Genomic DNA, 22,023 nt, shown 5'->3' on the forward strand with positions numbered 1-22,023 from the left:
ACTCAGTCGCCGCGGGTACCGAAGACGATTTCGTCCCAGCTCGGAACACTGGAGCGCTTCGGACGGGACGGCTGGCGTTCCGGTTCGTCCCGGTCCTGATCGGCGCGGGACGCTCCCTGGCCGGGTTGCGGCCGTGTCCCCTCCAGGCGGCCCCGGGAATTGCCGCGGCCCAGGAGCTCGTCCAGTCCGGGCTTTGCAGGCCCAGGACGGCCGGGGACCGGGCCCGATGCGTGCGCCGCCGGGGAGGCGGGCTCCTCAGACCTGGCCGGACCGGGCTTGCCGGGGTTGCCCGGGACTATGGTGATTTCGCGCGTTTGGGTGCTGACGCCGTCGTGAAGCTTCAGCGACTCGTCGTCGGCATCCTCATGCCGGGGCACGAGGTTGAGGCGGGAGACCATCGAAGGCCGGCCGTCCCGGCGCCGGGCGAGCGTAAACTCGGCCGCCGGAACCTCGGAGGCATCATCCTGGCCTGCATCCGGCTGGTGCCCGGAACTGTCATGTTCTGAGCTGTCAGGGTCTGACCTGTCATGGTCCGACTCGGCGAGTTCCGAGCTCTCGTGCTCTGAACCCTCTGCCTGTGCGGAAAACTCCGGCTCTGCCGACGTTTCGGGCTGCCAGGACTCTTCAGCAGACGATTCGTCCCCGGTGTCTGCAGGCGTTTCCTCCGCACGTGGATGGGCTGCCGGGACGCCGTTGGCGAGCAGCAGGGCCAGGGCGTCGTCGCTGTCCTCATCCACGCCAAGACGCTGGCCGCGGCGCGACCTCAGCATGTCCAGCAGGCCGTCCGGGTCCTTCCGCTGGTCCCTGCTGTTGCCGTCGCCAGTGCCGGTGAGGGCCGCGGAGTCCGCGTCTGTTTCGAAATCGAAAGGCCGGTCGGACACGGCGGAGAGCCGGCGGGCCGGCACGGGTCCGTCCAGCGGCTCCAGTTCGCTGAGCTGCTGTGCCCAGCGGTTTGCGTTCTGCAGGGATTTCCGTGTGGGGTTGAAGGTCCACATCGCGGGAGGTTCCTCGCCGATGCTCGCGTGCCCGCCGGGGGCTGCCTCAAACTTGGCCACCACGGTCCAGGTGCCATCCGGCCGGCGCCACGAATCCCACTCCAGCGTGGAGGACTGGATGCCGTGGGCGGTGAGCCGGTGCGCCACCATGTCGCCGAGGGTCGCGGGGGTGTCGCCGAAGGCCGAACGGTAGACGTCGTGCCCGGGCGCAGGGGAGGCAACCTCCACCTTCTGGGCCTGCTGGGCGATGTATGCACGCTCGGCCAGGACCGGCCCCTCGTACCGCTCGACTTTTTCCTGCGGCATGCCACAGGCCGCGGCAACCTCGGCAGCGGTGGAACCGCTGCGGATTTTGGCCTGGATATCGCGGGGGGACATGGCCACAGGGGCAGTCGCGGCCGGACGTGCGGCCGGCCGGCTGGCCGCCAGCCTGAGTGCCTCGTTGATCGGCAGCCGGAACATTGCGCCGGCGGTGCCGCTTAACAGGAGATGCTCCCCGTCGTCGTGGACGCCTACAAGCCGTAGATCCTGCATACAATCCTCCACCCTGGCATTACTATCATTCGAAACTCTGCCACCCCGCACTCCTTTTTCCTGTTAGGGCATCGGGCGCGCCGCGAAATTCCGGGAGTTTTGGCCGACAAATGAAACCCGGCTAAGGCGTTCGTTCCGGCTATGGCTTTTCCCGGCGGCTTGGGGAAAAATGTGCGCGTGACGGGCACAAACCAGGTTCGTCCGGCGTTGTCACGGATGAGTCATTAGAGCGATTCGACGGAGTGTGAGCAGCAGGCCATGGCGACTGACTATGATGCGCCGCGGAAGTCCGAAGAGGACCTGAACGAGGACTCGATTGAGGAGCTGAAGACCCGCCGCGCCGAAAAACCGACGGCCGTGGTGGAGGAGGATGAGTCAGACCTCGCCGAAGGCTACGAGCTGCCCGGAGCCGACCTGTCCGGTGAGGAGCTGCTGGTCCGTGTCCTGCCGGCCCAAGCCGACGAGTTCACTTGTGCCTCATGCTTCCTGGTCCGCCACCGCTCCCAGATCGCGCGCGAAAAGAACGGGATGTTCTACTGCCGCGACTGTGAGGGCTAAGTCCGGGTGTGAGGGTCAGCCGCGGCTACCGGCCCTTGAGTGCAGCGACCAGTTCATCCGGGCGGCGGGTGGACGTCAGCCAGTAAGGCTTTGGGTCCGACGGGTCGGTGATCTCAATCTTGACCACCGGGTCGATCCATCCGCGGATGCAGAGATAGGCCAGGCCGTTCAGGCGCGTTCCGCGTTCCGCCGTCGCTTCTTTCCCACGGTACGCCGCCACCTCGCCGATCAGGCCGCGTTCGATGCTGGCCCGGCCCACCTGCAGCATGCGCGTGGTCACAGCCACGGTCGGCGTGGACAGGACCAGCAGCACCGCTTCGATGGCGAACAGTACGGCCGCTGCGGTGAAGCCGGCGGCCATGCTGATGGGGGCGAAGACAAGGATGCCGGCTGATGCGATGCCCACTGCAACCACCCAGATCCATACGCCCGGCCACAGCTTTTCGGAGAAAATGACGGTTTCATCCGGTGAAGACGGGTTGCGGGCGGGAACGGCAGCGCTTGATTCGGGCATGCCCACAAGCTTAGTGGCCAGCAGGAGGACGTACTGCAAATAGGAGGAGCCAGAGCGCGGGCGATAGAGTGGAGGACTGTGACTGACGAATCAACGGCCATGACATCCCTTGCTCAGCAGGCTCCCGCGGATGCCGCGGCGCAGCTGCCCCGGGCGGAGTTCGGCGCACCCACGGTGCAGGTGCAGCTGAAAATGCTCGACGACGGCCTGGAAGCGCCGTCGTACGCCCACCCGGGTGACGCGGGCGCCGACCTGCGGGCCCGCGAGGATGTGGTGCTCGAACCGGGTGAGCGGCGGCTCGTCCCCACCGGTGTGGCCATCGCCCTGCCGGACGGCTTTGTTGCCCTCATCCACCCCCGCTCGGGCCTCGCCACCAAGCACGGGCTCACGGTCGTGAACGCACCCGGCACCGTTGATGCCGGATACCGCGGGGAGATCGCGGTGACGCTGCTCAACACCGACCGGGACCAGGCGATAGAACTGCGCCGCGGCGATAGAATTGCACAGATGGTGATCCAGCGCGTGGAGCACGCGCAGTTCGTCGCAGTGGGGGAGCTGAACGACTCTGTCCGCGGTGCCGGCGGGTTCGGCTCCACGGGCGGGTTTGCCGTTCCGGGCACGTAGCCAACCCGCTACCGGGGGCACCGGTTGAGCTGCACACCCGCGATTCGGGGCGCGCGGGACGATCACGACTAAGGAGACAACGCATGGTTTTTGGGCGGGGCAGGAAAGCCAAGAGGCAGGAATCGGCAGAGCCGGAGGACGTCCAAGAGGACGCCACCCCGGATTCCGCCGGGAAGGCTGCGGACGACCGCAGGGCCAACGGCCCCTTCGATGTTTCCGAGATCAGCAGCCGCGACGGTTATGTGGACCTCGGAGCCCTGCTCATTGCACCGCGCGACGGTCTTCAGCTCCGGCTTGAAGTCGAGGAAGCAACCCAGCGTGTCGTCGCCGTGACCATGGACCTGGAAGGGTCAAGCCTGCAGTTGCAGGCGTTTGCGGCGCCGCGCTCCGAGGGGCTCTGGGACGAGATACGGGAGCAGATCGGGCAGTCTGTCGGCGGCCAGGGCGGCCAGGTTGAGGAGATCCCGGGAGACTATGGCGTCGAACTCGTGGCCAAGCTGCCGGCCGGGGCCCCGGACGGCAGCCAGGGTTACCGGGTGGCCCGCTTTGTCGGCGTCGACGGCCCCCGCTGGTTCCTTCGCGGCGTTTTCGGTGGTGAGGCCGCGGTTGACCGTGAAGCGGCCGCCGGCCTCGAGGACCTGTTCCGGAAGATCGTGGTCATCCGGGGCGAGAACCCCATGCCGCCGCGCGACCTGCTGCAGTTGCGCCTGCCTAAGGAGGCAGGCGGCCCGGTGCCCCCTGCGGCTCCGGACTTCCAGCAGCCCGAACGCGGGCCGGAGATTACCCAGATTGGTTGACGCAGGCGGCCCGCAGGACCAGGCGGTCCCCATCCGCGGGCTGCCGGAGCGCGGGCGCGTCCTGTGCCACGGTTTTATCGAGTCGGTGACATACGCGCCCCCCTCGCAGGTGGCAGCCTTCACGGCCATCGTCTCGGACCACGACACCCGTCCCGCTGAGCCGCGCGGGCGGCTGCGGGTCATCTGGCTGGGCCGCCGGCGGATTCCGGGGATCGACGCCGGGACGGAACTCAGGCTCGAAGGCATGCTGACGGTCAAGGAAGGCATGCCCACCATGTTCAACCCCCGCTACGAGATACTGTCCCGCCAGGAGAACCAATGACTTTGCCCGAGAATCCCGAATCCGGACCGGGCCGGCAGGAGCCAAAGCCCGCGCCCGAGACGCCGGGCTTTGCCGGGCTGGCCGAGGACTACGCATCCAAGGCGGGGCTGCACCGCACTCATGACGGCCGCATCGACGTCCTCAAAAGCGCCGGCGGTTACCAGGGCATCGCCGAGAGTATCCTCCCGGGCCTGGTCTTCCTGGTCACCTTCACCGCCACCACTGCGCTCACGCCGTCGCTGATTGCCGCGCTCACCGCCGCCGCCGTCTTCACCGCGGTCCGGCTGGTCCAGCGCCGGCCGCTGACCCAGGCGCTGGCCGGCGTCGTCGGCGTCGGCATCTCCGCGTGGCTCGCCAACACCACGGGCAAGGCAGAGGACTTCTACCTTCCGGGGTTCCTGACGAACTCGGCCTACATTGTGGCGATGGTCATTTCCATCGCGGTCCGCTGGCCCGTCGCTGGCCTGTTGTTCGGGTTCATCCGGAACGAGGGCCTGGACTGGCGCAAGGACCCGGCCCGGGTCCGCGCCTACCGGCTGGGCACCTGGATCATCGTTGGTGTGCTGGTGCTGCGCCTCCTGGTGCAGGTTCCCCTGTACCTGATGGGGCCGGACGGGCTGGCGGCGCTGGCCACCACCAGGCTCATTATGGGTGCGCCGCTCTATATCCTCGGCGTGTGGCTCGCCTGGCTCATCACCCGGCCCGCAGCGACGCCTGACGGTCAGCCGTCGAAGCCGTCGTCGTCGAGCTGATCTGACTGGCTGGGCTGGTCCCCGGTTGCCGCCGCCGCGGTCGCGGACTCCCGCCCCTCCCCAGCACCGGGTGACAGCAGTTCGCGCAGCTGGTTTTCGGCCGCGATGGTGGTGACGAAAAACAGTTCGTCGCCGCCGTCGATGACATCGTCCCGGCTGGGTGTAATGGGTGCCTGGTCGCGCAGGATGGCCACGAGCGTGGAGTCCTCGGGCCAATCGATATCGCCCACCGTCAGCCCGATGGCGTGCGAGTCGTGCGGCACCGTGAATTCGACCAGGGATGAGACGCCTGTCTGCAGGGTCAGCAGCCTGACGAGGTCGCCGATTTCCACGGCTTCCTCCACCAGGGCCGTCATGAGCTGCGGAGTATTGACGGCAACGTCCACGCCCCAGGCGTCGTTGAACATCCAGTCGTTCTTCGGGTTGTTCACACGTCCCACGGTGCGCCCGATGCCGAACTCGGTCTTGGCCAGCAGTGACACCACCAGGTTCACCTTGTCGTCGCCCGTGGCGGAGACCACCACGTCCGCGTCGTCGAGCTTCGCGTCCTGCAGGGTGCTCAGCTCGCAGGCGTCGCCCACCAGCCAGTGTGCCCCGCGCAGGCCGCTGCGTCCGATCACTTCAGGCTTGAGGTCGATGAGCAGAATCTCGTGCTTGTGGGCCAGCAGCTCACGGGCAATCGAGGAGCCCACGCTTCCGGCCCCGACGATGACGACTTTCACTTAGGACTCCTTGGCGGGTGCTTTGGCGAGGATGTGGGCCACCTCGGAAGTGCGGTCCACCCGCAGCATGGCGTGGACCGTATCGCCGTCCTGGTACGAGGTGCCCGCGGAAGGCAGCATCCCTTCGCCGAACCGGGTCAGGTAGGCCACCCGGACGCCGGCCACCTTTTCGATGGAGGACACGGGGTGGCCGACCCACTCGGGGTGGAGGTCGAGTTCGGCCAGGACGAGCCGGCCGGAGGGGTCCCGGAAGTCCCCCGCGAGGTGCTGTTCGGGAAGGATGCGGCGCAGCACCTGGTCGGCGCTCCAGCGCACCGCGGCGACGGTGGGGATGCCCAGGCGCTGGTAAATCTCGGCGCGGCCCGGATCGTAGATGCGGGCCACCACATGCGGTACGTGGAACGTCTCGCGCGCCACCCGCGTGGCCAGGATATTGGAGTTGTCGCCGCTGGACACGGCCGCGAAGGCATACGCCTCTGCGACGCCCGCCTGCTTCAGCGTGTCGCGGTCGAAGCCGATGCCGGTGACTTTCCGGCCGGTGAATCCTGAGCGGAGGCGGCGGAAGGCGCGGTCGTCCTGGTCGATGATGGCAACCGAATGGCCCGCATCCTCGAGCGTATGTGCCAAGGTTGCCCCGACGCGTCCACAACCCATGATCACGAAGTGCGCCACGCGGTTCTCTCCTCAACTCTCGCGGACTGCTCCGTAAGACTCTACCGCCGGAAACCTGCCATGACATCGCGTGCGAATCAGACTAGCTTTGTGTGGTGCTGACAATTCTGAATGCCGTGAAGCGCGTGCTGGTGGGAAGGCCTTTCCGGAACGACCGGATGGTCCACACCCTCCTGCCGAAGAGGATCGCGCTGCCGGTCTTCGCCTCGGATGCGTTGTCCTCCGTTGCCTACGCCCCGGATGAGATTCTCCTCACGCTGGCCTTGGCAGGCGTGAGTGCGGTGGCCTTTTCCCCGCTCGTGGGCCTCGCGGTCATGGTGGTCCTGCTCACGGTGGTGGCCTCCTACCGTCAGAACGTCCACGCCTATCCCTCCGGCGGCGGGGACTACGAAATCGCCAACGACAACCTGGGCAAGTACGCGGGGCTGACGGTGGCCTCCGCCCTGCTGGTGGACTACGTCCTGACCGTTGCCGTGTCCATGTCGTCCGCCGCCACCTACCTCACCACTGCCGTCCCCTCGCTGCACGGGCAGCAGGCGATGATTGCAGCAGTGGGTGTGGTGATTCTGGCGCTCGTCAACCTGCGTGGTGTCAAGGAAGCGGGCACCCTTTTCGCGGTCCCCACCTACATCTTTATGGCTTCCATCCTCGGGATGACCGCCATCGGCATTTTCCAGGCCATGACCGGCCAGTTGGGGCAGGCACCCTCGGCCGCGTTCACGATCGTCCCTGCACCAGGCTTCGACGAGGGACTCGTAGGCCTGGCCGGCGCGTTTCTGCTCCTGCGCGCCTTCTCCTCCGGCGCCGCTGCCCTGACCGGCGTAGAAGCCATCAGCAACGGGGTGCCAAACTTCAAAAAGCCCAAGAGCAAGAACGCAGCCACCACGCTGCTGCTGCTCGGGATCATCGCCTCGGCCATGTTGGCCGGCATCATCTACCTGGCCAATGCCACCAAAGTGCACATTGTGCTGGACCCGGCCACCGAATTCCTGCTTAACGGACAGCCGCTGCCGGAGGGCTACATCCAGAACCCCGCCATCAGCCAGATCGCGCAGACCATCTTCGGTGCGGGGTCCCTTCCGTTCTACATCGTGGTCGCAGCCACCGGCACCATCCTGGTGTTCGCCTCCAATACGGCCTTCAACGGCTTTCCGGTCCTCGGTTCCATCCTTGCCCAGGACGGTTACCTGCCCCGGCAGCTGCGCACCCGCGGCGACCGGCTGGCCTTCAGCAACGGCGTGCTTGCCCTGGCGGCCGGGGCGCTGGTGCTCATTCTGTCTTTCAATGCCGACGTCACCAAGCTGATCCAGCTGTACATCGTGGGTGTTTTCATCTCCTTCACGGCCAGCCAGCTGGGCATGGTCCGGCACTGGGGCCGGCAGCTGAAGCTGGCAAAGGACAAGGCCGTCCGGCGCCAGATGATCAAGTCGCGCACCATCAACATGATCGGCTTCGGCATGACCGCGCTGGTGCTACTGATCGTGCTGATCACCAAGTTTGAGCAGGGTGCCTGGATTGCCCTGCTTGCCATGTTCGTGCTGTTCCTCATCATGTGGAGCATCCGCGCCCACTACGACAATGTGGCCAAGGAACTGGCGGTCGACGAGGATTCCTCGCCGCGTGCCCTGCCCACCCGCGTGCATGCAGTGCTGCTGGTGTCCCACGTCCGCAAGCCCGTGCTCCGGGCGCTGGCGTATGCGCGTGCTTCCCGGCCCTCGCGACTGGACGCCATCACGGTGGACATCAACGCTGAGGACACAGCGCACACCCTTGCCGACTGGGAAAAACTCGAGATCCCCGTTCCGCTGACAGTCCTCGCCAGCCCCTACCGCGAGACGGTCACGCCCATCATGGACTACATCAAGAACATGCGCCGGGACTCGCCCCGGGACCTGATCGTGGTCTACATCCCCGAGTATGTGGTGGGCAAATGGTGGGAGCAGCTGGTGCACAACCAGACAGCCCTCCGCATCAAGACCCGGCTCCACTTTGAGCCGGGCGTCATGGTTGCCAGCGTTCCCTGGCAGCTCAAATCATCCGAAGAAGCCAAGAGACTGCAGGACATCCAATGAGCCCGGACACCCAGACCACTTCCACCGGACTCGAACTCGTGGTCGACATCGGCCCCGTGGCCCACGGCGGACACTGCGTGGCACGCCACGAGGGCCGCGTGGTCTTCGTCCGCCACGGCATCCCGGGGGAGCGGGTGCGCATACGGCTCACCGACGCCGAAGAGAAGGCCAAGTTCTGGCGCGGGGACGTGGTGGAAGTGCTGGACGCTTCGCCTGACCGCGTGCCGCACTTCTGGCGGACCGCCGATTCCGCCAGCTCCTGGGCGCACGGCCGCCCGCCGGTCGGCGGCGCCGAACTTGGCCACGTGTCGCTGCAGCGCCAGCGGAGCCTCAAGTCCGAGGTGCTCGCCGAACAGCTCCGGCGGCTGGCCGCCGTCGAACTTTCCCCGGAGGTGGAAGCGGTCGGTGAGGCAAAAGCCGGACCTATGGAAGGTGCCGGAGTAAAGGACGACGGCGGGACGGGCCTTGGGTGGCGCACGCGCGCCAGCTTCGGTGTCACCGGCAGCGGCCGGCTGGGCATGCATGCCCACCGCTCCGACCAGGTGATTCCCATCCAGGAAATGCCGCTGGCCATCGACGAAATCAACGCCCTGCGGCTGTGGGATGTGGACCTGCAGGGCATCGAGCGGGTGGAGGTGGCTGCTCCCGCCAACGGCTCACGGCCGCTGGTGCTGCTCGCCCCCGCCCCCGGAACCCGGGCCAAACGCCTGAACTCCATCCTGTCCCAGCTCCCGGCGGACGTGTCCGTTGCCAGCTACGATCCGCTCAAGAACGAAACCCTGCAGCTCCGCGGCCGGACCTGGGTGCAGGAGTCCGCGGCCGGCCACGACTACCGGGTCACTGGGGCGGGCTTCTGGCAGATCCACCGCGATGCTCCGGACACCCTCGTGAGTGCCGTCACTGAGTTCCTGCACGACGGCGGGTTCCTGGAACCCGGCGCTGCGGTCGCCGACCTCTACGCGGGGGCAGGCCTGTTCACTGCGCCGCTGGCTGATGCGGTGGGGGAGACCGGGTCCGTTCTGTCGGTTGAGGGCGCCCCGGGAACCAGCCGGGACGCGCGGAAAAACCTGCACGGCGCGCCGCAGGTGGAGATCGTGCAGGGCAAGGTGGAGCGGGTGCTCCGGCAGCGGCCGCGCCTGTTCGACGCCCTGGTGCTGGATCCGCCGCGCGCCGGCGCGGGCAAGGCGGTGGTCGGCCAGCTAATTGCCTCAAACCCCCGTGCCATTGCTTATGTTTCCTGCGACCCGTCGTCGTTCGCCCGTGACATCGGTTACTTCCAGCAGGGCGGCTGGCAGCTGTCCGGGCTGCGGGCCTTTGACCTGTACCCGCACACCCACCACCTGGAGACGGTGGCACTGCTGACTCCCCGTGGCTGATGCCACTACTATGGGCCCTGTAGTCCCCCGTCGCGCCCGTGTTCCCGGCTGACCATGCAATACGTTGCGACCGGCACTAATTAGGATGCCCTAACTAGCAAGCGGTCTACCGCGCGACAAAGATGAAACTGTTGCGAGAGGAGTCCTGCGATGAGCACTGTGGACAGCTTCGGTTCAAAAGGCAAACTTGATGTTGCCGGAACCGAATACGAAATTTTCCGGTTGAACTCCGTTGAAGGTTCAGAAACCCTTCCGTTCAGCCTTAAGGTACTGCTTGAAAACCTGCTGAGGACCGAGGACGGCGCGAACATCACCGCCGATCACGTTCGCGCCCTGGCAGGATGGGACCCGAATGCCCAGCCCGACACCGAAATCCAGTTCACGCCCGCCCGCGTGATCATGCAGGACTTCACTGGTGTCCCCTGCGTGGTCGACCTTGCCACCATGCGCGAGGCCGTCAAGGAGCTCGGCGGCGATCCAAAGAGGGTGAACCCGCTTGCTCCGGCCGAGATGGTCATCGACCACTCCGTCCAGATCGACGTTTTCGGCAACTCCGGCGCACTGGAGCGCAACATGGAGATCGAATACCAGCGCAATGGTGAGCGCTACCAGTTCCTGCGCTGGGGCCAGACCGCGTTCGACGACTTCAAGGTTGTCCCGCCGGGAACCGGCATTGTGCACCAGGTCAACATCGAATACCTGGCGCGCACCATCATGACCCGTGAAGTCAATGGCGCCCTGCGCGCCTACCCCGACACCTGCGTCGGCACCGACTCCCACACCACCATGGTCAACGGCCTGGGCGTGCTCGGCTGGGGTGTCGGCGGCATCGAAGCCGAGGCTGCCATGCTGGGCCAGCCGGTCTCCATGCTGATCCCGCGCGTTGTCGGCTTCAAGCTCAGCGGCAGCATCCCTGCCGGTGCCACCGCCACCGACGTGGTTCTCACCATCACCGAGATGCTCCGCAAGCACGGCGTGGTGGGCAAGTTCGTGGAGTTCTACGGCGAAGGCGTTGCCGCGGTGCCGCTGGCCAACCGCGCCACCATCGGCAACATGAGCCCGGAATTCGGCTCCACCGCCGCCATGTTCCCGATCGACGACGTCACCCTCGACTACCTGCGCCTCACCGGCCGCCCGGAGGAGAACGTCGCCCTGGTTGAGGCCTACGCCAAGGAACAGGGCCTCTGGCACGACCCGTCCCGCGAACTGCGCTTCTCCGAGTACCTCGAGCTGGACCTCTCCACCGTGGTTCCGTCGATCGCCGGCCCGAAGCGTCCGCAGGACCGCATCGAGCTGACCGACGCCAAGGACGAGTTCCGCCACGACCTCAAGAACTACGTCACGCACGACGCCGACGCCGGCACGCTGGACGAGTCGCTGGAGGAGTCCTTCCCGGCTTCCGACCCGCCCTCCTTCACCACCGGCGGCACGCACGTGACCGACACCGACCGCGTTCCGCCGAAGTACTCGGCCGCGCACGGCGCCGAGGGCCGCATCTCCAGCCCCGTCTCCGTGAAGATGGAAGACGGCCGCGAGTTCGACATCGACCACGGCGCCGTGACCATCGCGTCGATCACCTCGTGCACCAACACGTCCAACCCCTCGGTCATGCTTGCCGCCGCCGTGCTGGCCCGCAACGCCGTGAACAAGGGCCTCACCGCCAAGCCGTGGGTCAAGACCTCCGTTGCCCCCGGCTCCAAGGTGGTCACCGACTACTACGAGAAGTCGGGCCTCACCCCGTACCTGGAGAAGCTCGGCTTCTACATCGTCGGTTACGGCTGCGCCACCTGCATCGGCAACTCCGGCCCGCTGGAAGCCGAGATCTCCGAGGCCATCCAGGCCAACGACCTCGCCGTCAGCGCCGTGCTCTCGGGCAACCGCAACTTCGAAGGCCGCATCAACCCGGACGTCAAGATGAACTACCTGGCCTCCCCGCCGCTGGTCATCGCCTACGCCCTGGCCGGTTCCATGGACTTCGACTTCGACACCGATGCCCTGGGCAAGGACGAAGCCGGCAACGACGTCTTCCTCAAGGACATCTGGCCCAACCCGGTCGAGGTCCAGGAAGTCATCGACTCCTCCATCGACAAGGAGATGTTTGCCAAGGGTTACGAGGGCGTCTTCGAGGGCGACGACCGCTGGAAGGCGCTCGACACCCCCGCCGGAGACACGTTCGCCTGGGACGAGAAGTCCACGTATGTCCGGAAGCCCCCGTACTTCGAGGGCATGAAGGCCCAGCCGGAGCCGGTCCAGGACATCACCGGTGCCCGCGTGCTGCTCAAGCTCGGCGACTCCGTCACCACCGACCACATCTCCCCGGCCGGTTCGTTCAAGTCGGACACCCCCGCGGGCCAGTACCTGCTGGCCAACGGCGTGGAGCGCAAGGACTTCAACTCCTACGGCTCGCGCCGTGGTAACCACGAGGTCATGATCCGCGGCACGTTCGCGAACATCCGCATCAAGAACCAGCTCCTGGACGGCGTGGAGGGCGGCTTCACCCGCGACTTCACCCAGGCCGACGGCCCGCAGGCCTACGTCTACGACGCCGCCCAGAACTACCAGGCAGCCGGCACCCCGCTGGTGGTCCTGGCAGGCAAGGAGTACGGCTCCGGTTCGTCCCGTGACTGGGCAGCCAAGGGCACGGCGCTGTTGGGCGTCAAGGCCGTCATCGCCGAAAGCTACGAGCGCATCCACCGCTCGAACCTGATCGGCATGGGCGTCCTGCCGCTGCAGTTCCCGGCCGGCGAGTCCGCCGCGACGCTCGGCCTGACGGGCACGGAAACCTTCGCCGTTGAGGGCGTCACCGCCCTCAACGAAGGCACCACGCCCAAGACCCTCAAGGTCACCGCCACCGCCGAGGACGGCTCCACCAAGTCGTTCGATGCAGTGCTGCGCATCGACACCCCGGGTGAAGCGGACTACTACCGCAACGGCGGCATCCTGCAGTACGTTCTGCGCCAGATCTCCGCTAGCTAGCGGGTTCCTGCCGGGGGCAACCCCTGCAGACAGCGCGGGAGAAGCCCCGGCCGGTCAGCTGACCGGCCGGGGCTTCCTCCGTTCTCGCCTCTACTCCCTAACGGCCGGCGCTGCCTGACTACCCGCCCGGAGGCGTTAGAGTTAATGGGCATGTCTACCAGCCGAAGGAGGGGCCGTTGGGAATCTTGGAGACCATCCGGAATCCGCAGGACCTGAGCAAGTTGTCCGCGGCGCAGCTGGCGCAGCTCGCCGCCGAGATCAGGGAATTCCTGATCGGCAACGTCTCCCAGACGGGAGGGCACCTGGGTCCCAACCTCGGCGTCGTCGAACTGACCATGGCCGTGCACCGGATCTTCGATTCGCCCCGCGACAGCATCGTCTTCGACACCGGCCACCAGTCGTACGTGCACAAGCTCCTGACCGGACGGCACGACTTCAGCACCCTCCGCCAGCAGGGCGGCCTGTCCGGCTACCCTGACCGCGCAGAGTCGGAGCACGACATCGTCGAAAGCTCCCACGCCTCATCCTCGCTGTCCTGGGCCGACGGCATTTCCCGCGCACGCCAGCTCACCGGAGACGGTGACCGGTACGTTGTCGCCGTCGTCGGTGACGGCGCCCTCACCGGCGGCATGGCCTGGGAAGCCATCAACAACATCGCGGCCGACAAGAAACGCCGTGTCGTAATCGTCGTGAATGACAACGGCCGCTCCTATGCCCCCACCGTCGGCGGCTTTGCCGACTACCTGGCGTCCCTGCGCCCCACCATCGACTCCCTGCGTGCCGCCCCCGCCTACGAGGTCGCGCTGGACTGGTGGAAGAAAAGGCTCCAGAACGGCGGACCGGTCGGCCAGTTCACCTACAAGAGCCTGCACGCCATGAAAAAGGGCATCAAGGACTGGTGGGCCCCGCAGGGCATGTTCGAGGACCTCGGCATGAAGTACATCGGCCCCGTCGACGGCCACAACCTGCAGGCTTTGGAACACGCCCTGTCCACCGCCAGGAATTTTGCCGGGCCGGTCATTGTGCACGCCATGACCGAGAAGGGCCACGGGTACGCCCCGGCCCGGGCGCATGAAGCGGACCAGTTCCACGCCGTCGGAATCATCGACCCCGAAACGGGCGAGCCCGCCGACGCCAGCGGCGCGAAGTCGTGGACGTCGGTCTTCGCTGATGAAATCGCGGACATCGCCGACGAGCGCAAGGACATTGTCGGCATCACCGGCGCCATGCTCATCCCGGTCGGGCTGCACAAGTTCGCGGCACGGTACCCGGAGCGCGTGTTCGACGTCGGCATCGCCGAACAGCACGCCCTCACCTCCGCGGCGGGCATGGCTTTCGGCGGGCTCCACCCGGTGGTGGCGGTCTACGCCACATTCCTCAACCGGGCCTTCGACCAGCTGCTGATGGACGTCGCCCTGCACAAGGCAGGCGTCACCGTTGTCCTGGACCGCGCCGGCGTCACCGGTCCCGACGGCGCCAGCCACCACGGAATGTGGGACATGGCCATGGTCCAGATCGTTCCCGGCCTGCACCTGGCCGCGCCGCGCGACGCCACCAGGCTGCGCGAGGAACTCCGCGAGGCCGTAGCCATCGAGGACGCCCCCACGGTCATCCGCTATTCCAAGGGAACGGTCGGCGCCGAGGTCGAGGCCATCGAACGGCTCGACGACGGCGTTGACGTGCTGTCCCGCCGCCCCGCCGGATCCACCGAGAACGATGTCCTGATCGTCAGCGTGGGCGCCATGTCCGAACTCGCCCTGAACGTCGCCAACCGGCTGGGCGCGCAGGGCATCAGCTCCACCGTCGTCGACCCCCGCTGGGTGCTCCCGGTCCGGAAGTCGATCATCGCCCTGGCCGCCAGGCACCGCCTCGTCATCTGCATCGAGGACGGCGTCCGGGCCGGGGGAGTCGGTTCCAGGATCCGCCAGGAGATGCGCGCCGCCGGTGTGGACACCGCCCTGAACGAGGTTGGCCTGCCGGTGGAATTCCTGGACCACGGCAGCCGGAGCCAGGTGCTGGAGCGGGTGGGCCTCACCGCCCAGCAGATCACCCACGACGTCGTCGCCCAGGTCCTCGGAACCAAGGTCCCGTTCGCGCGTCCGCTGCCCGGCCAGGAACACCCCACCACCGGAAGCCTGCCCAAACTGTGAGGGAGCCCGATTCCCGGCACCCTGTGTCTCTGCAACCCGGCGAACTGGTGGTTTCCCGGAACCGCAAATGGGACGGCTCGGCACACTGGGTGGTGCCCGGCAGGTACCTGGGGGAGGACCGGCACGGCTGGTGGATCTTCCAGCCGGCCAATGAGTTCTGCTCCCGGCCCGGTGCCGCCTTCTACACGGCATCCGATGCCGTGCTTCTCGTTCCGCGGACCGGCGAATACGTGGTCACCTTCTATGACGACACCTATCCGGGCGACTTCCGCGTCTACGTCGACCTGGCCACCGGGCACGAGTGGCGCAGGATCAAGCCCGGCGTGACGGAATTCCATGTGATCGACATGGACCTCGACGTGATCCGCTCGGTGACGCGCGGTGTGTTCATCGACGACGAGGACGAGTTCGCCGAGCACCGGCTGCATATGGAGTACCCTGAGACGCTGGTCCGCTCCATGCAGGCGGAATGCGATGCACTGTTCCTTGCCGTCAAGGGCCAGGAAGCCCCCTTCGACGGCACCGACACCACCTGGTTCACGAGAGGACGGGCATGAGCGGAATTATCCGGGTCTACAAGCGCGACGACGAAGGAACGCTCCTGTTCCGGGAAGCCTGGTACGACGAGGACTACGGCCAGTTCGTCATGAACCACGGCGCCGTGGGGCACCAGAGCAAGACCCAGGAGACCGACGTGCCGGACGCCGAGGCTGCCGAGCGCCTAATGGACGCGTTCGAGATGGCCTGCACGGAGGACGGCTACGCCGAGATTCCGGACGAGGAGCAGTACTGGGTGGTGGCCCAGTACGCGCTGAAGACCCGGGAGGGCACCAGCCGGGACCGTTACCTGGAGGAAAAGGCGAAGGATGCGCTTGCCGGCCACCTGGCCTGGCGCGGCCTGGGCATCGTGGACCGCTCGGAATTCAGCGACGCCAAGCTCAACATCTTTTGCCTGTGCCCGGACGTGAACAAGGCCGTGAATGCGATCAAGGTCTGCATCCGCGGCGAGGACCTGGACTTCACCAAGCTGAGCATCGGTGCTGCCCCGTTCAGCGACCTTTCCGCCCTCAAGCTCAAGCATTCGCCCAAGCACGTGACCGGCTTCACCCTCTAAAACCGCTTCATCCTTCAGAACCGGTTCATCCTCAAAGCAGTCCAAGCACAAGGAAGGCAGAACGTCATGACAAAGAAGTCAGCCCAGCCCGGCCGCACGCCGCTTCCGCGCGGCCTCGCCTCGCCTGACCGCAGGATCCTCGCCCATTCCGGTATGGAGTCCCTCGAGCAGGTGGCACAGTTTGGCCGCCGCCAGCTGGCGGCACTGCCCGGCATCTGTCCGCGGACCCTGGCCCAGCTCCAGGATGCATTGGAGGAGCACGGCCTGGAGTTCGCCTCTGCCTGAGCAGGATCTTTTCCTGAGCAGGATCTCTGCCTGAGTGGCATCCCTGCCTGGGCAAGACCTCGGCCCAAGCGGGCCGGTGGGCCGTTATAGGGTGAGTCCATGACTGAATACCGCCGTCTTGGAAAATCCGGACTGACCGTCTCCGTCGTGGGCCTCGGCTGCAACAACCTGGGCCGGGCAAACACGGTGACCGAATCGCAAGAGGGGACGGACGCCGTCGTACATGCCGCCCTCGACGCCGGGGTGACCTTGTTCGACGTGGCGGACACCTACGGCCGCGAACCGGGCCTCAGTGAAACGATGCTGGGCAAGGCCCTGGGGTCCCGGCGCGACGACGTGGTGGTGGCCACCAAGTTCGGCATGGACATGCGCGGAGCCAACGGCCAGGACTTCGGCGCGCGCGGGTCGCGCCGCTACATCGTCCGGGCGGCGGAGGCCTCGCTGAGGCGGCTCGGCACCGACTACATCGACCTGTACCAGTTCCATACGCCCGACCCCCTGACGCCGATCGAGGAGACCCTGGACGCGCTGAACGACCTCGTCAGCAGCGGCAAGGTGCGCTACATCGGCCACTCAAACCGCGCCGGCTGGCAGATTGCTGAGGCCGAATTCGTGGCCCGCGCCCGGGGTGGTGCCCGGTTCGTCTCCGCGCAGAACCACTACAACCTCCTGGACCGCCGGGCCGAGCAGGAGGTCACCCCGGCCGCCGAGGCCTACGGGCTGGGCGTGCTGCCCTACTTCCCGCTGGCCAACGGCCTCCTGACCGGCAAGTACGCACCGGACCAGGCGCCCGCCGGATCCCGCCTCAGCCACACCCGGACCAACCTGGTGCACGACGCCGACTGGCAGCAGCTGAAGGCGTTCAGCGCGTTCGCAGCCGCCCGCGACCTGACCGAAGTGCAGGTGGCCTTCTCCTGGCTTGCGGCGCAGCCATCCGTCAGCAGCGTGATCGCCGGCGCCACCCGTCCGGAGCAGGTCCGGCAAAATGCCGAGGCAGTGGCCTGGGTCCCGGACCGGGCCGAACTCGATGAACTGGACGCCATCTTCCCGCAGACCCCCAAGGTGGCCCTGTTCTGATGCCGTCCATCCTGATGGATGTGGACACCGGGATCGACGACGCCCTCGCGCTGGTCTATCTCGTGTCCCGGCCGGAGGCCCGGATTGAGGCGATCACGTGCACGGCCGGCAATGTGGGCGCCCGCCAGGTGGCGCTGAACAACCTCGCGCTGCTGGAGCTCTGCGGCCGCTCAGGCATCGAAGTTGCCGTGGGCGCGGCAGTCCCGCTGGAGATCCCGCTGGTCACCACCGAGGAGACCCACGGCCCGCAGGGGATCGGCTACGCCGAACTCCCGCCGCCGAAGCAGGAGATCTCACCGCGGCATGCCGTGGATGTGTGGGTGGAAACGGTCCGGGCACGTCCGGGGGAGGTCACCGGGCTGATCACGGGTCCGCTGACCAACTTCGCACTGGCGCTTCGGGCGGAGCCGGACCTTCCCAAGCTGCTCAAGGGGCTGGTCATCATGGGCGGCTGCTTCAACTACCAGGGCAATACGACGCCGACGGCGGAGTGGAACGTTTCGGTGGACCCGCACGCCGCCGCGGAAGTGTTTGCCGCCTACAGCGGACTTCCGGAGGAGAAGCTTCCGGTGGTGTGCGCCCTCGAGACCACGGAACGCATTGAAATGCGCCCCGAGCACCTGCAGAAGCTCTCCGAGGCCGCCGGAGCCGGACCGGAACTCGTGCTGCCCGACCAGCCCGAAGGGCAGCGCAGCCGCTCGGACAACCCGCTCGTGGCGTGCCTCTCCGATGCCATCCGCTTCTACATGGAGTTCCACAGGCTCTACGACCAGGGCTACATCGCGCACATGCACGACGCCTTCGCCGCCGCCGCGGCCATCGGCCGCACCCCGTACGGCGCGCGGACCGCCTCAGTGCACGTGGAGACGCAGTCGCCGCGGCTCGTGGGGACCACAGTCGCCGATTTCCGGGGCATCTGGAAAGAGCCGGCGAACGCCAGGATCGTCACCTCCAACGACCCCGCGCAGTGCTTCGACGAACTGATTTCCTCGGTGGGCGCGCTGGCCGCCGCGGTGGGGAAGCGCACCCCAGGCTAACGGGCCGTAGCAGGGTGTGTCCCGGGGTCGGTAGGATGGTAGGCGCGCCAAGGTGACATAGGCGCCTGCTTCCGCGTATGCGGAACTTCATGCCCCGGGTGCGGGACCCGCCGTCTTCAGCTTAAGGATCCACCATGTCACAGCCGTCCCTGACCCTTCCTCCGGCCGACGGGAAAGCCGTCCGCCGCCGCAGGCTCCTCGAACTGCTGGGCGCCGCTTCAATCGCCGCCACCTTCGTGTTCCTGGTCCTGACCCAGCCGGCAGACATCGCGGGCGGGCTCGGCAGCGTTTCCTCGCTCGTCGCGCTGGGCGGCTTCCTGCTCGGTGCGCTCCTGCTGATCGTCGGCGTGCTGCCCACCCTGCCCACCTCCACCGTGGTGCTCATCCCCGTGGCCCTGGTCCTGAACATTGTGCTTGGACAGCTCATGGGCACCAGCGGCCTGCCGTTCTACCTCGACTCCATCGGCACCGTGCTCATCGCGGTCCTGGCCGGCCCTGCCGCCGGCGCCGCCACCGGTGCCCTGAGCAGCATCGTGTGGTCGTTCTTCAACCCGACCGTACTGCCGTTCGCTGCCGGCGCTGCACTGATCGGCTTCCTGGCCGGCCTGGCCGCGCGCTACGGGCTGTTCCGCCGGTTCTACCTGGCCCCGGTTGCCGGCTTCGTCACCGGCATCATCGCCGGCGTGGTGTCCGCACCGATTGCCGCGTTCGTCTTCGGCGGCACGTCCGGCGTCGGCACCGGTGCGATCGTCAGCGCCTTCCGGGCCATGGGCGACACCCTGCTGGCCGCCATCACCAAGCAGGCCCTGATTTCCGACCCCATGGACAAGGCCATCGTCTTCGCCATCGCCGCCATGCTGGTCTACGCGCTGCCCCGGCGCACCACGTTCCAGTTCCCGTTCGTCCGCCGCTTCCGCGTCTTGGCCGGCAAGGAGCCGGCCGCGCGGAATTCCTGATCCCGGAATCCCGTCCAGGTGGCCGCACGCCTCAATCCGCTGACCACGCTGATGGCAGCTGCCGCCGTCCTGGTGATAACGACGGCGGCCGCCAGTTGGGCGGTATCACTCGCCGTGGCAGCCGGTGCAGTGCTGCTCGCTGCCGCTGCGGGCACCGTCCGGCGTGTGCTGCTGGCTGCGGCCGCCATAGTCGTGCCCTTCTGGCTTTCACTGCTGCTGATCCACGGTCTCTTCTTTCCGGAGGGTCGCACGGTGCTGGCGAGCTGGGGTCCGGCGCGGGTCACGGCCGAAGGGCTGAGCTTCGCGCTGGAGATGGGGCTCCGTACCGCCGCCTTCGTCCTGGTTTTGATGGTGTTTTCCTTCAGTGTCAGGGTCCCCGAACTCGTGGCCGCGCTGGCTGCCCGCCGGGTCCCGCCGCAGGTCTGCTATGTGCTGGCCTCCACGCTGCTGCTCGCCCCGTTGGTCGCGGCGCGGCTGGAGAAGGTTCGCCAGGCCCAGGAGTCGCGCGGGCTCGTGGTGGGACGGGGACCCGGCAGCAGGGCTGCGGCCATCCGGCTGCAGATGGTCCCGCTGGTGCTGGGCCTGGTCCACGACGCCGGCACCAGGGCACAGGCTCTCGATGCCAGGGGATTCAGGAGCGCAGGTCCCCGGACCAGCTACACGGAGGTCCGCGATTCACCCGCCCAGGCGGCCTTTAGGATTGTCGCTCTCCTGCTTGCGGTCGCGGCCATAGTTTGGCGCATCGCTGAGTCACTTTCGGCCGGATCAGTGTCCGCCGGATCCCTGGCTGCACTGTCCCTGTCCGCCCTGTCCCTGTCCGGCCTGTCACTGCCAGTCGGTGGGCCCGGATGATTGCAGACAGGACTGCCGCAACCACGCTCGTGGCCTCCATCGCCCTGTTTTCCTACCACGGGGCTTCCGTGCCGGCGCTGCATGGGGTGGATGTGACTGCCGGGCCCGGCACGCTGACTGCAGTGCTCGGCGGTTCCGGCAGCGGAAAGTCCACGCTGGGGCGGCTCCTTGGTGCCTGGTTGCTTGGCGGGCGGGACGGAACCCTGGCAGGGAGCCTGCAGTTGGAGGTGGCCGGGCAGCCCGTCAGCGACCGTCCGCTGTCCTTTACCGGAGCGCCGGATGATCCGCGGATCGATCCCGGGGTCTGGGCACGGCACGTCGGCTACGTGCCGCAGGATGCAGCGTCCATGCTGTCGGCCGTTCGCGGAACAGTGGAGGAGGAGCTCGCCTTCACCCTGGAAAACCGCGGAGTTCCGCGCGAACAGATGCGGCGCACCGTCGTCGATATTGCGCGGCGGACCGGACTCGAGGGTCTCCTGCAGCGGGATCCCGCAACCCTGTCCGGGGGAGAGCTTCGCCGCCTGGCTGTCGGCTGCGCTGTGGTGGACGATCCAGGCATCCTTGTGCTCGACGAGCCGCTCGAGTCCCTGGATCAGGCCGGCATCCGGACCGTTGTGCAACTGGTCCATGCGGAGCTGGCGAGGGGTGCCGCCGTCGTGGTGCTGAGCCAGCACGCCGACGTGCTGACCCGCGCCGCGGAGCGCTGGCTGGTCCTGAAGGAGGGGAACGTGACGGCCGAGGGGCCGCCGGCCCGGGTGCTGGAGGGAGGGGCGCTGGCTGAGTCCGGCGTCGTCATCTCGTCCCCGGAATCGGAGGCCGCCGGTCCTGCAGCATTTCCGCTTGCCGTTGGAGAGGCTGCCGCCGGAAGCACTCCGGCGTTGGAACTGGCAAATGTGGCCTTCGGTTTCGGGGCCGGGAAGACGCCGTTAAAGGACGGCCTGCTTCTGGAGGACAGCCTGTTCCTGCAAGGCGTGGACCTGCAGGTGCTGCCCGGGGAAGTCGTGGCCGTGACCGGGCCCAACGGGGCCGGGAAGTCCACGCTGCTCCGGCTCCTCAACGGACTCCACCGGCCGCTTCGCGGTGACATCCGGGTGGCGGGCGAGTCCATCGCCGGTGTTCCCACCGGGTTGGTGGCCCGGCGGTTAGGGCTCCTGTTCCAGCATCCCCATGACCAGTTGTTCGAGCGGACTGCGCTGCGGGAGGTGCTGTTCGGGCTGGACCGCATCTTCGGTGCGGGTGCGCCGGAGCGCGCGGCGGCAGCCCTGGCCGCCGTTGGCCTTGAAGACAGCGAAAGCACCCACCCCCATGAGCTGCCGGCTTCCGGGCAGAGGCTGCTGGCGTTGGCGACCGTCCTGGCGCGCGAACCGTCGGTGCTCGCGCTCGATGAACCCACGGTTGCCCTGGACGCCCACGGCCTGGCGCGGCTGACCGCCGCCGTGTCAGCGGCAGCCGGCCGCGGCGCCGCCGTCGTAATGGTGACGCACGACTTCGCGTTCGCCAAGGCCCATGCCCACCGGCTGCTCAGGCTCGACGGCGGCCGCCTCCGGCCCTGCTGAAGCGCGAACGTACACTTGCGGCCCTGCTGAAGCGCGAACGTACACTTGTGGCCCCTTCCGGAGGGGCCACAAGTGTACGTTC

The 22,023-nt window shown here is 67.3% G+C and carries 21 protein-coding genes; 17 read left to right on the top strand and 4 right to left on the bottom strand.

The genetic code is table 11. The features are described 5' to 3' along the window. Nucleotides 1-2 precede the first annotated feature (2 nt). A complete protein-coding gene (gene sepH / locus ACFTR6_RS20255) occupies nt 3-1,529 on the bottom strand; it encodes a septation protein SepH (RefSeq protein ID WP_377959243.1) in 1,527 nt (508 codons plus the stop codon). 258 nt (nt 1,530-1,787) lie between these two features. Between sepH and ACFTR6_RS20260 the strand changes: the two genes are divergently transcribed. Further along, nucleotides 1,788-2,087, top strand: a complete 300-nt coding sequence (locus tag ACFTR6_RS20260; protein ID WP_076797963.1) for a DUF4193 domain-containing protein — start codon at nt 1,788-1,790, stop codon at nt 2,085-2,087. A gap of 25 nt (nt 2,088-2,112) precedes the next feature. On the opposite strand, the gene ACFTR6_RS20265 is transcribed toward ACFTR6_RS20260, so the two are convergent. Further along, a complete protein-coding gene (locus ACFTR6_RS20265; protein ID WP_076803453.1) occupies nt 2,113-2,601 on the bottom strand; it encodes a DUF3093 domain-containing protein in 489 nt (162 codons plus the stop codon). Between the two features lie 78 nt (nt 2,602-2,679). Here ACFTR6_RS20265 and dut point away from each other — a divergent pair, with 78 nt between their 5' ends. The 4 genes from dut to ACFTR6_RS20285 all read left to right on the top strand — a co-directional run bounded on the left by dut (nt 2,680) and on the right by ACFTR6_RS20285 (nt 5,096). Then, nucleotides 2,680-3,225 (top strand): dUTP diphosphatase, encoded by a 546-nt coding sequence (gene dut / locus ACFTR6_RS20270; RefSeq protein WP_377959244.1) that lies wholly within the window; start codon nt 2,680-2,682, stop codon nt 3,223-3,225. Between the two features lie 83 nt (nt 3,226-3,308). Further along, nucleotides 3,309-4,022, top strand: a complete 714-nt coding sequence (locus ACFTR6_RS20275; protein WP_076797961.1) for a DUF3710 domain-containing protein — start codon at nt 3,309-3,311, stop codon at nt 4,020-4,022. Then, the gene (locus ACFTR6_RS20280) at nt 4,015-4,344 is read left to right on the top strand and encodes a hypothetical protein (protein WP_377959245.1); all 330 of its coding nucleotides are present in this window, start codon (nt 4,015-4,017) and stop codon (nt 4,342-4,344) included. Before ACFTR6_RS20275 ends, ACFTR6_RS20280 begins: the two co-directional genes overlap by 8 nt. Beyond that, nucleotides 4,341-5,096: a DUF3159 domain-containing protein gene (locus tag ACFTR6_RS20285; protein ID WP_076797959.1), complete on the top strand. Its 756-nt coding sequence runs from the start codon at nt 4,341-4,343 to the stop codon at nt 5,094-5,096. The genes ACFTR6_RS20280 and ACFTR6_RS20285 overlap by 4 nt, the downstream gene beginning before the upstream one ends. Here the strand turns inward: ACFTR6_RS20285 and ACFTR6_RS20290 are convergent. Then, entirely contained in the window at nt 5,066-5,818 is a 753-nt protein-coding gene (locus ACFTR6_RS20290) for a TrkA family potassium uptake protein (RefSeq protein ID WP_076797958.1), read from the bottom strand. The two genes, ACFTR6_RS20285 and ACFTR6_RS20290, sit on opposite strands and share 31 nt — an antisense overlap. Next, nucleotides 5,819-6,490: a TrkA family potassium uptake protein gene (locus ACFTR6_RS20295; RefSeq protein WP_076797957.1), complete on the bottom strand. Its 672-nt coding sequence runs from the start codon at nt 6,488-6,490 to the stop codon at nt 5,819-5,821. Between the two features lie 95 nt (nt 6,491-6,585). Here ACFTR6_RS20295 and ACFTR6_RS20300 point away from each other — a divergent pair, with 95 nt between their 5' ends. The 12 genes from ACFTR6_RS20300 (at nt 6,586) to ACFTR6_RS20355 (ending at nt 21,941) form a co-directional block, all read left to right on the top strand. Next, entirely contained in the window at nt 6,586-8,562 is a 1,977-nt protein-coding gene (locus ACFTR6_RS20300; RefSeq protein ID WP_236783079.1) for an APC family permease, read from the top strand. Further along, a complete protein-coding gene (locus tag ACFTR6_RS20305; RefSeq protein WP_377959246.1) occupies nt 8,559-9,938 on the top strand; it encodes a class I SAM-dependent RNA methyltransferase in 1,380 nt (459 codons plus the stop codon). Before ACFTR6_RS20300 ends, ACFTR6_RS20305 begins: the two co-directional genes overlap by 4 nt. A 150-nt stretch (nt 9,939-10,088) precedes the next feature. Continuing rightward, nucleotides 10,089-12,914, top strand: coding sequence for an aconitate hydratase (locus ACFTR6_RS20310; protein ID WP_377959247.1), 2,826 nt, complete (start codon nt 10,089-10,091; stop codon nt 12,912-12,914). Between the two features lie 176 nt (nt 12,915-13,090). Next, complete coding sequence (gene dxs, locus ACFTR6_RS20315; protein ID WP_087874260.1) at nt 13,091-15,064, top strand: 1-deoxy-D-xylulose-5-phosphate synthase; 1,974 nt, start codon at nt 13,091-13,093, stop codon at nt 15,062-15,064. Then, nucleotides 15,061-15,621, top strand: coding sequence for a DUF402 domain-containing protein (locus ACFTR6_RS20320; protein ID WP_377959248.1), 561 nt, complete (start codon nt 15,061-15,063; stop codon nt 15,619-15,621). Before dxs ends, ACFTR6_RS20320 begins: the two co-directional genes overlap by 4 nt. Then, a complete protein-coding gene (locus ACFTR6_RS20325) occupies nt 15,618-16,178 on the top strand; it encodes a hypothetical protein (protein ID WP_377959249.1) in 561 nt (186 codons plus the stop codon). The genes ACFTR6_RS20320 and ACFTR6_RS20325 overlap by 4 nt, the downstream gene beginning before the upstream one ends. Nucleotides 16,179-16,244: 66 nt before the next feature. After that, nucleotides 16,245-16,463 carry a hypothetical protein gene (locus ACFTR6_RS20330; protein ID WP_076797951.1) on the top strand — a complete coding sequence of 73 codons (219 nt, stop codon included), beginning with the start codon at nt 16,245-16,247 and terminating at the stop codon, nt 16,461-16,463. Between the two features lie 99 nt (nt 16,464-16,562). After that, complete coding sequence (locus ACFTR6_RS20335; protein WP_087874258.1) at nt 16,563-17,540, top strand: aldo/keto reductase; 978 nt, start codon at nt 16,563-16,565, stop codon at nt 17,538-17,540. Then, nucleotides 17,540-18,577: a nucleoside hydrolase gene (locus ACFTR6_RS20340; RefSeq protein ID WP_377959250.1), complete on the top strand. Its 1,038-nt coding sequence runs from the start codon at nt 17,540-17,542 to the stop codon at nt 18,575-18,577. Before ACFTR6_RS20335 ends, ACFTR6_RS20340 begins: the two co-directional genes overlap by 1 nt. 134 nt (nt 18,578-18,711) lie before the next feature. Beyond that, nucleotides 18,712-19,533 carry a glycosyl transferase family 9 gene (locus ACFTR6_RS20345; RefSeq protein WP_076797948.1) on the top strand — a complete coding sequence of 274 codons (822 nt, stop codon included), beginning with the start codon at nt 18,712-18,714 and terminating at the stop codon, nt 19,531-19,533. 18 nt (nt 19,534-19,551) lie between these two features. Then, nucleotides 19,552-20,385: an energy-coupling factor transporter transmembrane component T family protein gene (locus ACFTR6_RS20350; protein ID WP_377959251.1), complete on the top strand. Its 834-nt coding sequence runs from the start codon at nt 19,552-19,554 to the stop codon at nt 20,383-20,385. Next, nucleotides 20,382-21,941, top strand: coding sequence for an ABC transporter ATP-binding protein (locus tag ACFTR6_RS20355; RefSeq protein ID WP_377959252.1), 1,560 nt, complete (start codon nt 20,382-20,384; stop codon nt 21,939-21,941). Before ACFTR6_RS20350 ends, ACFTR6_RS20355 begins: the two co-directional genes overlap by 4 nt. Nucleotides 21,942-22,023 lie beyond the last annotated feature (82 nt).

Source organism: Arthrobacter sp. NPDC057009, from assembly GCF_042673905.1.
Classification (GTDB): domain Bacteria; phylum Actinomycetota; class Actinomycetes; order Actinomycetales; family Micrococcaceae; genus Arthrobacter.